General features: G+C 69.4%; 12 protein-coding genes. 5 read left to right on the top strand and 7 right to left on the bottom strand.

Going from position 1 to position 13,030, the window contains the following annotated elements; all coding sequences use genetic code 11:
• The first annotated feature begins 38 nt into the window (after positions 1–38).
• Together purS and purQ are read left to right on the top strand one after the other, a co-directional pair.
• Positions 39–299, top strand: coding sequence for a phosphoribosylformylglycinamidine synthase subunit PurS (gene purS / locus AWU67_RS16355; protein WP_067231561.1), 261 nt, complete (start codon positions 39–41; stop codon positions 297–299).
• Positions 299–997 carry a phosphoribosylformylglycinamidine synthase subunit PurQ gene (gene purQ, locus AWU67_RS16350; RefSeq protein ID WP_067231558.1) on the top strand — a complete coding sequence of 233 codons (699 nt, stop codon included), beginning with the start codon at positions 299–301 and terminating at the stop codon, positions 995–997. Before purS ends, purQ begins: the two co-directional genes overlap by 1 nt.
• A gap of 171 nt (positions 998–1,168) precedes the next feature.
• Here the strand turns inward: purQ and AWU67_RS16345 are convergent, their stop codons facing one another.
• From AWU67_RS16345 to AWU67_RS16335, 3 genes are all read right to left on the bottom strand, one after another.
• Complete coding sequence (locus AWU67_RS16345; protein WP_067231555.1) at positions 1,169–2,218, bottom strand: VanZ family protein; 1,050 nt, start codon at positions 2,216–2,218, stop codon at positions 1,169–1,171.
• Positions 2,219–2,426: 208 nt separating this feature from the next.
• Positions 2,427–3,884, bottom strand: coding sequence for a catalase (locus AWU67_RS16340; protein ID WP_067231553.1), 1,458 nt, complete (start codon positions 3,882–3,884; stop codon positions 2,427–2,429).
• A gap of 111 nt (positions 3,885–3,995) precedes the next feature.
• On the bottom strand, positions 3,996–4,469 hold the full coding sequence (locus AWU67_RS16335; RefSeq protein WP_067231549.1) for a Fur family transcriptional regulator: 474 nt from the start codon (positions 4,467–4,469) through the stop codon (positions 3,996–3,998).
• A 140-nt stretch (positions 4,470–4,609) separates the two neighbouring features.
• Between AWU67_RS16335 and AWU67_RS16330 the strand changes: the two genes are divergently transcribed.
• Positions 4,610–5,071 (top strand): DUF3817 domain-containing protein, encoded by a 462-nt coding sequence (locus AWU67_RS16330; RefSeq protein WP_067231546.1) that lies wholly within the window; start codon positions 4,610–4,612, stop codon positions 5,069–5,071.
• Between the two features lie 127 nt (positions 5,072–5,198).
• Here AWU67_RS16330 and AWU67_RS16325 read toward each other — a convergent pair whose 3' ends face one another.
• The gene (locus AWU67_RS16325) at positions 5,199–5,639 is read right to left on the bottom strand and encodes a plastocyanin/azurin family copper-binding protein (protein WP_234407294.1); all 441 of its coding nucleotides are present in this window, start codon (positions 5,637–5,639) and stop codon (positions 5,199–5,201) included.
• A gap of 204 nt (positions 5,640–5,843) precedes the next feature.
• Between AWU67_RS16325 and purL the strand changes: the two genes are divergently transcribed.
• The gene (purL, locus tag AWU67_RS16320; protein ID WP_129586759.1) at positions 5,844–8,168 is read left to right on the top strand and encodes a phosphoribosylformylglycinamidine synthase subunit PurL; all 2,325 of its coding nucleotides are present in this window, start codon (positions 5,844–5,846) and stop codon (positions 8,166–8,168) included.
• A 134-nt stretch (positions 8,169–8,302) separates the two neighbouring features.
• Positions 8,303–8,842 carry an NUDIX domain-containing protein gene (locus tag AWU67_RS16315; protein ID WP_067231539.1) on the top strand — a complete coding sequence of 180 codons (540 nt, stop codon included), beginning with the start codon at positions 8,303–8,305 and terminating at the stop codon, positions 8,840–8,842.
• On the opposite strand, the gene AWU67_RS16310 is transcribed toward AWU67_RS16315, so the two are convergent.
• From AWU67_RS16310 to AWU67_RS16300, 3 genes are all read right to left on the bottom strand, one after another.
• Positions 8,832–10,082 carry a PQQ-binding-like beta-propeller repeat protein gene (locus tag AWU67_RS16310; protein WP_067231536.1) on the bottom strand — a complete coding sequence of 417 codons (1,251 nt, stop codon included), beginning with the start codon at positions 10,080–10,082 and terminating at the stop codon, positions 8,832–8,834. The two genes, AWU67_RS16315 and AWU67_RS16310, sit on opposite strands and share 11 nt — an antisense overlap.
• Positions 10,083–10,292: 210 nt before the next feature.
• Positions 10,293–11,459 (bottom strand): hypothetical protein, encoded by a 1,167-nt coding sequence (locus AWU67_RS16305; protein ID WP_067232980.1) that lies wholly within the window; start codon positions 11,457–11,459, stop codon positions 10,293–10,295.
• 504 nt (positions 11,460–11,963) lie between these two features.
• Positions 11,964–13,010: a lactonase family protein gene (locus AWU67_RS16300; protein WP_067231532.1), complete on the bottom strand. Its 1,047-nt coding sequence runs from the start codon at positions 13,008–13,010 to the stop codon at positions 11,964–11,966.
• Between the last annotated feature and the right edge of the window lie 20 nt (positions 13,011–13,030).

Raw genomic sequence — 13,030 nt, 5'->3', positions numbered from 1 at the left:
CTTGACCCCACCCCCTCGACTCCGGATGGAGAATCACGGTGCCCACGATCGTCGTCGAAGTAATGCCGAAGGCCGAACTGCTGGACCCGCAGGGCAAGGCCGTAGCCGGCGCCCTCACCCGAATCGGCAAGGACGGATTCAGCTCAGTGCGCATCGGCAAGCGCTTCGAGATCACCGTCGACGGCCCGATCACGGATGCCGTGCGCGCCGAGGTTGAGGCCATTGCCGCCGACATCCTCTCCAACTCGGTGATTGAAGACGTCGTCGGCATCCACTACCCGGTCGAGGCGGCCAACTGATGAAGATCGGCGTCGTCACCTTCCCGGGCTCCCTCGACGACCGCGACGCCCAGCGCGCCGTGCGTCTGGCCGGCGCCGAGCCCGTCGCCCTCTGGCACGGCTCGCACAGCCTCGAGGGCGTTGACGCCCTCGTGCTGCCCGGTGGCTTCAGCTACGGCGACTACCTGCGCTGCGGCGCCATCGCCAGCCTCTCGCCGATCATGACCGAGGTCATCGACGCCGCGAACACCGGTATGCCCGTTCTCGGCATCTGCAACGGCTTCCAGATGCTCGCCGAGGCGCACCTCGTCGACGGCGGCCTGATCCGCAACGACCACGGCAACTTCGTCTGCCGCGACCAGAAGCTGCGCGTCGAGAACACCGACTCCGCCTGGACCAGCGACTTCGCGGTCGGCCAGGAGATCACCATCCCGCTGAAGAACGGCGAGGGCGGATTCATCGCCGACGCCGAGACGCTCGCACGCCTCGAGGGCGAAGGCCAGGTCATGTTCCGCTACGTTGGCGTGAACCCGAACGGCTCGCTCAACGACATCGCCGGTGTGCGCAACGCCCGCGGCAATGTGGTCGGCCTCATGCCGCACCCCGAGCACGCCGTCGAGGCCGGCTTCGGCCCCGACACCGATGTTGCGATGCGCTCCGGCGTGGACGGCCTCGCCTTCTTCACCTCGGTGATCAAGCAGGCCCTGGTCAACGCCTAAGCGTTTCACCCGCTTCACAAAGCGCCCGGCCCCTCGTGGGGCCGGGCGCTGTTGCGTTCCTGCCGGCCTCCGCTGGCGGCATCCGCTGGCGGCCTCCGCTGCCGGCATCCGCTCGCCAGAATCGGCAGCACTGCGCGCGCGGTGGCGCCCGTTGTAGCGAGCGGATGCCAGCTAGGCGTCGCGCGTGCGGGCGTCCTCGACGCTCATGCCGGCGAGGGCCGAGGCGAGGCCGCGGTGGCCGGCGCTGCGGAACGCGGCGATGACGCTCACGACGACGAACGCACCGAGGAGCAGGCCGCTGCCCTCGACGGCGGCGAGCACACCGAAGCCGCCGATGCCCGCCGCGAAGCGCACGGCGCGGCCGGCCAGGGGCGGCATCCGGCCGTCGACCCCGCGCAACAGGACGGCCGCCTCGCCGACGGTGCTGCCCGTTGCCAGCACGACGCCGAGCTGGATCAGCAGCGGCAGCCACAACGAGAGCAGGTTCTCGACTGTGAGATTCAGGCCTCCCACCGGAACGCCAAACGCATAGAGCTGGAGCGCGCGCCAGGCGATCGCAGCCGCGCCGCCGAGCACGACGAGGAACAGCCAGTCGCAGACCATGCCCAGCAGCCGCCGCCAGGCCGTGACCGTTCCCGCCGTGGCGGGCCGCTCGCCGGAACCGCGCCGGCGCACGAAGGCGACCGCCAGCAGCGAGCCGAGCAGGGCCCCGACCGTGTTGGTGATGAGGTCGTCGACGTCGAACAGCCGATAGGCGCAGCGGTAGAGGCCCCAGATCCCGGTGAGCTGGGTCACCTCGACGAGAAGGGAGACACCGAGGCCGAGCGACGTGGCCACGATCACGCCGCGGCCGAAGAGGATGCGCACGAGGAATCCGAGCGGCATGAAGAGCAGCACGTTGAACAGGAGCTGCAGTACGGCCGGGTTGGTGAGCAGCGCACGCGGCCCGCCGGTGTCGAACGAGCGGATGTCGGTGAGTGCCTGCAACGGATCCAGCTGCACACCGGCACAGCTGTAGCCGGCGGCATCCGGAACCGGAAGCAGGGTGTAGCTCCAGATAGCCAGCGCGTAGACAAGCAGTGCGGCCCAGCCCACGATGCGCCACGGGCTCAGACCACCGCGGCGGCGATAGCTCAGCGCGACGAACGGAATGAACAGGACAACGGCCAGGGCCGAGCCGGCGAAGATGGCGATGAGCGCGGGCGCGATGGTGTCTGACACCTCGCAACGCTAACAGCCCGGCAGTGTGGCGACAGTGATCTCGATACGGCCGCGGGCGGCCTACTCGATCAACGGGCGGCCCACTCGATCAACGGGCGGCGCACTCGATCAGCGGGCGGCGCACTCGATCAGCGGGCGGCGTGGGCCGGTGGACGACGAAGGCCGAGGCTCTCCGCACGGGAGGACCTCGGCCTTGGGGTGGCGGTGGCTACGCCGCGAGAACCGCAGCGACGGTCACGCGGAGCGTGGCGCCGAGCTCGGCGTCAACGTTCGTCCAGTACTGGAAGAAGCGCTCGCGGATGGCCTCGACCGTGATCGAGCAGCCCTGGCCGGTCAGCGTGTCAACGAAGCGGGCCTTGGCCGAGTCGTCGAACACCTCGCGGTAGAGCGTTCCGGGCTGGCCGAAGTCGCTGTCCTCAGAGTGCAGGGTGGCTGCGGCGCGCACGAGCTCGCCGTCGCTCTCCCAGCTGCCCATGCCGGCCGCCTCGACCGAAGCGGCCGGGCCACCGACCGAGTTTGGTGCGTACACCGGCGTCGACGGCGAGTTGAAGCCGTGGCGCTGGGCGCCGTCCTGCGAGTAGTTGTGCACGGGGGCCGCGTGCGGCGCGTTCACGGGGATCTGGTTGTAGTTGGTGCCGACGCGGTAGCGCTGGGCGTCCGGGTAGCTGAACACGCGGGCCATCAGCATCTTGTCGGGGCTGATGTCGATGCCGGGAACCGTGTTCGCGGGCGAGAAGGCGGCCTGCTCGATCTCGGCGAAGAAGTTCTGCGGGTTGCGGTTCAGGGTGTGCGTGCCCACCTTGATCAGCGGGTAGTCCGCGTGCGGCCACACCTTGGTGAGGTCGAACGGGTTGAAGCGGTAGTTCTTCGCGTCGTCGTAGGGCATGACCTGCACGTGCAGGTCCCACGACGGGAAGTTGCCGGCCTCGATGGCGTCGTGCAGGTCGCGACGGTAGTGGTCGGCATCCGCACCGGCGATGATCTCGGCCTCGGCGGCGTCGATCTCGATGTTGCCCTGGTTCGAGGTGAAGTGGTACTTGACCCAGAAGCGCTCACCGGCGGCGTTGATCCACTGGTAGGTGTGCGAGCCGAAGCCGGGCATCTCGCGCCAGCTGCGCGGCAGGCCGCGGTCGCCCATGAGGTAGGTGACCTGGTGAGCCGACTCGGGCGAGAGGGTCCAGAAGTCCCACTGCATGTCGGCGTCGCGCAGACCGGAGCCCGGCAGTCGCTTCTGCGAGTGGATGAAGTCGGGGAACTTGATGCCGTCGCGGATGAAGAACACCGGGGTGTTGTTGCCGACGATGTCGTAGTTGCCCTCGGTCGTGTAGAACTTCACCGAGAAGCCGCGCACGTCGCGCCAGGTGTCGGGCGAGCCCTGCTCGCCGGCGACGCTGGAGAAGCGCTGCAGCGTCTCGCTCGTCGCGCCCGGCTGGAACACGGCGGCACGGGTGTACGCCGAGACGTCACCGGTGGTCTCGAAGGTGCCGAATGCTCCGCCGCCCTTGGCGTGCACAACACGCTCCGGGATGCGCTCGCGGGCGAACTGCGCCAGCTTCTCGACGAGGTAACGGTCGTGCAGCGCGGTGGCTCCGTTGGGGCCTGCGGTGAGCGAGTGCTCGTCGCTGGCGACGGGGGTTCCGGTTTGCGTGGTCGTGATCTCCGACATTGCTTCCTTCTCTGTTCAGTGTTCGGTGGGGACAGATGTGTTCGTGGGCGCGGCGGGGCAGTGTCGGCCAGCGGATGACCCGGCGTGCGGCCGGGACGAGCGGATGCCGGCTTACTCGGCGAGGGCCGCCTGGCAGCTGGAGCAGAGGCCCCAGAAGGTGACCTCCGCGGACTGCAGCCGGTAGCCGTGGGTGTCGCTCGGGGTGAGGCAGGGCGCCTCGCCGACCACGCAGTCCACATCTTCGATGGCGTTGCAGCCCCGGCAGATGAGGTGGTGGTGATTGTCGCCGATGCGCTTCTCATAGCGGGCGGCCGAGCCGGCCGGCTCGATCTTGCGCAGCAGCCCAGAGGCGACGAGCGCAGCGAGCACTCCGTAGACGGCCTGCAGTGAGGTGCTCGGCAGCGCGGGCGCGACCCGGGCGTAGAGCTCCTCGGCGCTCAGGTGCACGGGCTCGGCCGGGAAGGCATCGAGCACCGCGAGGCGCGGCGCCGTCACCTTGAGCCCGGCGGAGCGCAGGCGCTCCTCGGTGCTCTCAAGAGCAGTGCTATCAAGAGCCGTGCTTTCGTGTGCGGCATCCGAGGTCATGCCTCGACGATATCAGTTGTTTTGAATAGATCAAAACAACTGAGCGAGGCTCGGCGATGATCAACCTTTTGACGGAAGCGAAGGCTCAGGCCCGGCTGAGAGGATGGAGCATCCCCCCACCACTTTGGAGTGCATCCCCCGTGTCACCACGCTTGTTCTACCGCACGCTCGCCATCGCAGAGGCCATCACCTGGACCGGCCTGATCGGCGCCATGATCCTCAAGTACGGCTTCGACGCCGGCGGACTGCCCGTGCTCATCGCCGGCTCCGTGCACGGTCTCGTGTTCCTGACCTACGCCTTCACGGCCGTGCTCGTCGGTGTGAACCAGCGCTGGTCGATCCCGCTGATCGTGCTCGCCGTCGCGACCGCGATCGTGCCCTACGCCACCGTTCCGTTCGACATCTGGGCCGACCGCACCGGTCGCCTGAACGGCCCGTGGCGCCGCGAACTGAGCGACGACCCCCGCGACAAGCACTGGATCGACCGCACCATGCGTTGGTTCCTGCGCAACCCCGTCGCGCTCGTCGGCATCTTCGTCGTCGGCATCGCAGGCATCATGACCGTGCTGCTGATCGTCGGCCCTCCCGGCGGCTGGAAGTAGGCTCAGCCGCTGCAACGCAGAAGGCGCCCCGTCACAGGACGGGGCGCCTTCTGCGTTGCGGATGCCGCACGGGCGGTGTTGGCTTCGGTCGCTGGCGCTCCCTCGAGCCAACGGGGGCGGGGCGCGGCTACTTCACGGTGACGACGCCGAGCATGCGGGGGTGCGGGCTGCAGCCGTAGTCGAAGCTGCCCGCCTCGGTGAAGACGTGCGTGTACGTGCCTTGCGTCATCATCTCGCTGACGAAGCTGGCGTCGACGGCGACCACGTCGTGCTTGACCACGCCGTCGTCGAACACCCAGGTCACCGCCTGGCCGGGCTTGATGGTGACCGACTCCGGCGTGAACTTCATGTCTTTGACGGTGATGGTGGCCGCCACGTCGACGGATGCCGCGTCGGCTGACGGCACGACGGGCGGCTTGCTCGAGCAGCCACTCAACACGACAAGCAGCAGCACGCTGAGCAGTGCGGCGGCCAGCAGAACTGCCGTGCGGTGGGCTCGCGGCATCCGCTCTGCAGCGATCGCTGCGGCGCCTCCCGGTGTCGTGAATCCGGCGTGTGTGTCGACCATTGTGCTCCTTGTGTACGCCGGGAATCGGCCCATCCAGCCTAGGCCGGGCGGCCGCGCACAGCGGGCAGCGGGCGGGCGTCGGGCCCGGAGCAAAACTGTAGACTTGCAGGAGCCTGCATCCGCCAGCCGCGCCTGTTCGTCCTGGGCCGTGCCATTGCTTTTGGGAGAGCGCCACTCGTGACCGAAACCCCCGCCACTACTTCTGTGCCTGCTTCTGCGCCTGCTTCTGCGGGCCGCGGTGTCGCCGATACCGTTCAGAACGCCGCTGCCACGCCGGAGAAGGAGCAGCCCTACGCCGCTCTCGGCCTGAAGCCCGACGAGTACGAGCAGATCAAGAAGATCCTCGGCCGTCGCCCCACGAGCGGTGAGCTCGCCATGTACTCGGTGATGTGGAGCGAGCACTGCTCCTACAAGAGCTCGAAGAACTACCTGCGCCAGTTCGGCCAGAAGGTCTCCCCCGCCATGAAGAAGAACCTCATGGTCGGCATGGGCGAGAACGCCGGCGTCGTTGACGTGGGCGAGGGCTGGGCTGTCACATTCAAGATCGAGAGCCACAACCACCCCAGCTACATCGAGCCGTTCCAGGGCGCTGCGACCGGCGTCGGCGGCATCGTCCGCGACATCATCTCGATGGGCGCCCGCCCGGTCGCCGTGATGGACGCCCTCCGCTTCGGTGACATCAACCACCCCGACACCGCCCGCGTCGTGCACGGCGTCGTCAGCGGCATCAGCTTCTACGGCAACTGCCTCGGCCTGCCGAACATCGGCGGCGAGACCTACTTCGACTCGGTCTACCAGGCCAACCCACTCGTCAACGCACTGGCCGTCGGCGTGCTCCGCCACGAGGACCTGCACCTGGCCAACGCCCGCGGCGTCGGCAACAAGGTCGTGCTGTTCGGTGCCCGCACCGGCGGCGACGGCATCGGCGGCGCGTCGATCCTCGCCTCCGACAGCTTCGACGAGGGCGGCCCCACCAAGCGCCCCGCCGTGCAGGTCGGCGACCCGTTTGCCGAGAAGGTGCTCATCGAGTGCTGCCTCGAGCTGTTCCAGAACAAGCTCGTCGAGGGCATCCAGGACCTGGGCGCCGCCGGCATCAGCTGCGCGACCAGCGAGCTGGCCGCCAACGGCGACGGCGGCATGGTCATCGCCCTCGAGAACGTGCTGCTGCGCGACCCGTCGCTCACCGCTGAGGAGATCCTCATGTCGGAGAGCCAGGAGCGCATGATGGCGATCGTCGCCCCGGAGAAGCTCGAGGGCTTCCTCGCGGTTGTGGCGAAGTGGGATGTCGAGACCAGCGTGCTTGGCGAGGTGACCGACACCGGCCGCCTCGTCATCAACTGGCACGGCGAGGAGATCGTCAACGTCGACCCGAGCACGGTTGCCGTCGACGGCCCGGTCTACGACCGCCCGGTCGCCTACCCGACGTGGATCGACGCGCTGCAGGCCGACTCGGCATCCGTTCTGGCCCGCCCGACGGATGCCGCAGAGCTCCGCGCCCAGCTGCTGCAGCTGGTCGGCAGCCCGAACCTGGCCGACAAGAGTTGGATCACCAGCCAGTACGACCACTACGTCGGCGGCAACACCGCCCTCGCGTTCCCCGACGACGGCGGCATGGTGCGCATCGACGAGGAGAGTGGACTCGGCTTCGCTGTGGCCACCGACGCCAACGGCCGCTTCTGCCAGCTCGACCCGAAGCAGGGTGCGCGCCTGGCCCTCGCAGAGGCGTACCGCAACGTCGCCACCACCGGCGCCGTTCCCGTGGCCATCTCGGACTGCCTCAACTTCGGCTCCCCCGAGAACCCCGAGGTCATGTGGCAGTTCAGCCAGGCCGTCGAGGGCCTCTCCGACGGCTGCCTCGAACTCGAGGTTCCCGTCACCGGCGGAAACGTCTCGTTCTACAACCAGACCGGCGACGCCCCCATCCACCCGACGCCGGTTGTTGCCGTGCTCGGTGTGATCGACGACGTCGCCCGCCGCATCCCGTCCGGCTGGCAGGACGACGGACACAACATCTACCTGCTCGGCACCACCAAGCTCGAGCTCGACGGCTCCGCCTGGGCCGGCGTCGTGCACGACCACCTCGGTGGTCGTCCGCCGGCCGTCGACCTGGCCGCTGAGAAGCGTCTCGCCGGGCTGCTGCACGCGGCATCCGTCGAGGGCCTCATCGACGCCGCGCACGACCTCGCCGACGGCGGTCTCGGCCAGTCGCTGGTGGAGTCGGTGCTGCGCTTCGGCATCGGCGCCCGCGTCTGGCTCGGCGACCTGTGCGAGCGCGACGGCGTCGATGCAGCCACCGCGCTGTTCTCGGAGTCGACCGGCCGCGTCATCGTCAGCGTTCCGCGCGAGGACGACGTCAAGTTCCGCGGCCTCTGCGAGGGGCGCGAGTACGAGGTGATCCGCATTGGTGTGACGGATGCCGGCACCGACGGCCTCGACATCCAGGGCGAGTTCGCCGTGACCCTCGATGAGCTGCGCACCGCGCACCGCTCGCCGCTGGCCGACGCGTTCGGTCCGGTGGTCGGCTACTAGTCAGTCTCTGCAACAGCAGTGGGGCCCGGTCGCGTTCGCGCGGCCGGGCCCCTGTGCGTTCCGGGCGTTCCGGGTGCTCCCGCTGGTTCCGGCCGGCTCCCGCACCGGGGTGCACCCGGCAATAGGCTGAGCGCATGAGCGAAGACGCGCGCACGGACTCCGGGAGCCCGACACCCTCACCTGGCCGCTTCCAGGTGATTCCCGCCGCGTATGTGCTGCTGCGGCGCGGCCGCGCCGTAGCCCCGTCCGGGCACGACGAGGTGCTGTTGCAACTGCGCCGCGGCACCGGCTACTTCGACGGGCACTGGGCCGCCGGCGCCGCCGGGCACGTCGAGCCCGGAGAATCCGTGTTCGCCGCCGCCGCGCGCGAGGCGCACGAAGAACTCGGGGTCACGATCATGGCGGCGGCGCTGCATCCGATCACCGCCATGCACCGCACCAACGGCAACGGGCAGCCGATCGACGAGCGGGTCGACTTCTTCTTCGAGTGCAGAGAGTGGTCGGGCACGCCCGCCCTGCAGGAGGACAAGGCGGCCGACCTGGCCTGGTTTCCGCTCGACGCCCTCCCGACGCCGGTGGTTCCGCACGAGCTCTTCGTGCTCGACGGCCTCCGCACCGGCACGCTCGCCGCGACCGTGGCGTACGGGTTCCCGGGCACCGCGCTCAGCGGGTGAACGCCGAGAGCACTCCGTCGAGGCCGGCCACGATCACGTGGTCGGCGGTGACGACCGGCGAGCCCGAGATTCCGAACATGGCCTGGCCGTCGATCGCCCAGTCGACTGCCGGGCCCGTCGCTGCGCTCCAGAGCACCGATCCGTCGGTACCGTCGAGGGCGAACAGCGAAGCGTCCCACGGCTTCATGGCCTCGGTCGAGATGTTGCTTGCGTAGTAGACGCCGTCGGCCTGCGCCGGGATTCCCCAGGGCCAACCGCCGATGGTCGCGACCCACACCGCCTCACCCGTAACGAGGTCGAGCTGCCGGACCTCGCCGATGTCTGAACTGCCAATTGTCACGCGATCGCCCACGATGGTGGCGCCGGACTGCACCCAGGAGGCGCCGTAGGAGGAACGCCAGAGCTCGTCGCCCGTCGCCGCATCCAGGCCCAGCACGTGCAGCGCCCGGCTGCCGACGACGAGCACGCCGGCGCTGAAGCCGGGCGAGGTGGTGCCTGCACCGCCGAGCGGCTTGGCCCACACGGCGGCGCCGGATGCCGAGTCAACCGCGTGCACGACGCCGTCGCGGTCGATCGCGTAGACCCGGCCGTCGCCAGTCGTGATGTCCGACCGCATCGGAGCACCCGTCGTGTACTCCCACCGCTCCGCGCCGTCGGCGGCAGCCAGGGCGAGCAGGCGACCGTCTGCTGTGCCGACCACGACGCTGTCACCCACGAGCACGGGGCGCGAGCCGAAGTCGTCCCACAGCTTCCGCACCGGGCCGACCCCGGTCTCGACCCGCCAGAGCTCGGTGCCGTCGTGGTCGAGAGCGAAGACCGCGCCGCTGTCGCTGGTGATGAAGAGTGCGTCGTCGCCAACAAGCGCCGCACTGCGGAGCGCGCCCCCCGTGTCGAACTCCCACACCTTCTCGCCGTCGCTATGCGTGAATGCGGCGAGCACGCCGTCGTCGGCCCCCACGACCACCAGATCGCCGGCGATGGCCGGGGTGCCCCAGCTCTCTGCGCCGAGCGAGCTGGCCCACGCCAGGGTGCCCGGTGCGCTCACCTCGGACGCACCGGCGCCGACGGCCTCCTCCGCGCCACTTGCCGCACCGCGCACCACCACGATGATGCCGATGACCACCGCGGCGAACGCGACGACCACGATGAACAACGCCAGAGCGGTGACGGAATGCTGCCGCTCGGGCGTGCGATGTTCTGAAGCGGGCTCGGCAACCACGGGTCGGGTGTTCTCAGTCATGGACGCCTTCGTCTCGCATGCTCGCACAGGGAATGGGTGGCGTTCGCGCCCCCTGCCCGGGCAACCGCGCGGATCGGGGCTCGGCGAGATCCGGAGCGAACCACGCCAGAGTAGCGGTTAGTTAGGGTTCCTGACAATAGGCCTTCGGGGTGGGCCAGGCAGCAGGAACGGCGCGGCCCCGGCTGGGTCCGCGCCGTTCCTGTGGTGTCGCTATGCGGCGAAGCGCAGCGTGGCCGCGAAGGCGCCCCCGCCCGGCACGTCTTCGGCGCGCACCGCGAAGATCTGCGAGCCGCTCAGCAGGGCACGGCGCAGGATCTCGTCGACAACGCCGTAGTTGACGGCGTCATCCTTCTCATCGACGGTGACAACGCCCGACTCCGAGTCGATCCGCCCCGGGATGGAACGGTCGATGTCGACGAACAGCGTCTCGATCGCGCCGAAGGTTGCCGCGCGGGCGACGTCACTGAGGTCGGTCGATGCCCTCCCGTTGGCCTGCCGGTTCGAGAAGTTGTCACGGAGCTCCGCCAGTTGAGCGGCGTAGATCTCGTCCAAGATCAGTCGGGCGGATGCGGCGAGGTCGGCGTCCGGGATCTCCTCCGGGTTTCCGGCGATGATCTGGCTCGCCAGGAACGGGTAGGTGGAGACACTGCGGAAGATGCTGACGAGCGGCTCGGCGCCGGCGAGGATCAGCGGCACGTTCAGGCCGTTGAACGTCGGGCGGAGCGCTCGCACGATGGCCCGCGAGTACTCGGCCATGCGCACCTTCTGGCCCTCTGCGCCCTGGATGCGACCGCCCGTCGCCGTGCCGCCGCCGGTACGCCCACCGGTCGGGTGACCGACCGGCGACCGGCCGGCGATCGGGTCGAGCCCTGCGCCCTCTGCGAGGTTCTCCGGCATCCCGGCCACCATGATGCGGTGCGGGACGTCGTCGGCGCTGATCTCCAGCAATCGCACGGAGTTCTGGGCGAGAGCGAGCACGAACGCGGTCTGCGGGAAGGTGGCCGCCCGCATCAGCGGCTTCACGTAGAACCGGTCGGCCACCTCGACGGCCGGCTCCAGGCGGTTCGGCAGACGGAACGTCTTCAGCGAGGTGGGCGTGATGAAGAGCGCGAGGCTGTTGGAGAGGTGGGTCCAAAACGCGCGGTCGGCGATGAAGTCGCCGATCTGCTCGGTGATGGCGGCCACTTCGCGTTTGTCCGCACCGGCTTCGAGCAGCTGCCGCTGCGCTTCGTCGACGTGGTTGCGCAGGGCGATTCGGGAGGCTTCGGACTCCTGCGGCAGTGGGCTGGTCGGCAGATAGATGGACACGCTCAGCGGATCTCGCGCGGTGGCGAGGCTCAGGATGCTGTCTCTGCTCGGAATGTCGGTGTGCTGCACGTGTATCTCCCCGTCGTCGATCCACAGTCCGAGAGCCAAGTGTCGACCCCGAGTGAAACGACCCCGATTTCGACGAGCTCCCTCGTCGCCAGTCTATGGTCGCCCGGCCTCGAACGGCAGGGGCGTTCTCACAGAGTTCGGGGATAAGGCAGGGTCGGCACGGCGCCGCTGTCGCGCCTGGGCGTCGCGTTGGGCGAGCCCGGGTGTCCCGTTGGTTGAGCCCGGGGCGTCCCGTTGGGCGAGCCCAGGTGTCCCGTTGGTTGAGCCTGTGTGTCCCGTTGGGCGAGCCCAGGTGTCCCGTTGGTTGAGCCTGTGTGTTCCGTTGGTTGAGCCTGTCGAAACCGCTGTGGGATTTCGACAGGCTCAATCAGCGGGCACAGGCTCAATCAGCGGGGCACAGGCCCAACCAGCGGGAGGTGCGCTCGCTCTGCGGGGCACGCGCTCGCTCAACGGGGCGCGGGCCCGATCGGCGGGAGGTGCGCTCGCTCTGCGGGGCGTGCCCTCCTAGAGCGCGAGCAGGCAGGTGGGGGCGCCAGTGGCGAGTTCGCCGAGCAGGGTGCTCGGGATGCCATCGGCGTCGAGCGCGAAGGTCGTGACCGTGTCGGAGAGCTGGTTGGCGACGTGGATCTGGCCGCCGTGCTGCAGGTGGTGCCGCGGCCAGTTGCCTCCGGTGGAGATCTCGGCCAGCGGATGCAGCGTGCGCCCGTCCTCTGCGATACCGAAGGTGTGTAGCGAGTTGCGCTGGCGCACCGTCACGTAGACGCGCGCGGCGGCCGCATCGATGCTGATGTGAGCACCGGTGTCCCCGTCGGCGATCGCCTCGCCGCCGGCCAGGACTGGGAATATGCCCGTGAGCGCATACGTGCCGTCCGCCCCGGCGGGCGCGATGACGAGGAGCTGGACCGAGTACTCCGTGACGACGTAGATGCAGCCGTTCGGGTGCAGCTCGAGCAGGCGCGGGCCGCTGCCCGCCGGCAGGGCCAACTCCTGGTCCAGGACGAGCGTGAACCCGGTGGCACCACTCACGACGCTCCACACGCGCAGCAGGTCGTGGCCGAGGTCGGTCGTCGCCACGCGGCCGTCGGGCAGCGCGAGCGCGGCGTGCGCTCGGCTCGGCCGGGGCGTCGCCCCCGCCGCGATGGCCGCCGCGTCCACTGCGGCCGGCCCGTCGAATCCGGAGACGATGGCGCCGGAGGCGTCGAGTGTGAACAGGTGCACCAGGCCGTCGCCGTAGCTGCTCGCCACGAGCCAGCGCCCGCCCGGGTCCACCGTCACGTGGCAGACGTACTCGCCGGCGGCTCCCAGCTCGCCGAGCGGCTCGAGCCGCTGCCCGCCGTCATGCACGGTGAAGGCGCGCACCTGCCGGGTCATCTCGCACGCCGCGTAGACGACGTCCAGCTGCGGATGGCGGGCGAGGTAGGACGGCGAATCCACCAGTGCGGAGGTACCCAGGGCGGTGAGCGCAGCTCCGTCGTGCGTGCGCACGGCCTCGATGCCGGTTCCGGCGCCGGCGCCGCCCGTGTAGCCGCCGACGAGGAGCGTTGCGTTCATGTCTATGCCTTTCGGGGAAT

Source organism: Microterricola viridarii, assembly GCF_001542775.1.
Taxonomy (GTDB): Bacteria; Actinomycetota; Actinomycetes; order Actinomycetales; family Microbacteriaceae; genus Microterricola; species Microterricola viridarii_A.
The sequence above is the reverse complement of the archived record's forward strand: the minus strand, read 5'-3'. Positions and strand labels throughout refer to the sequence as shown.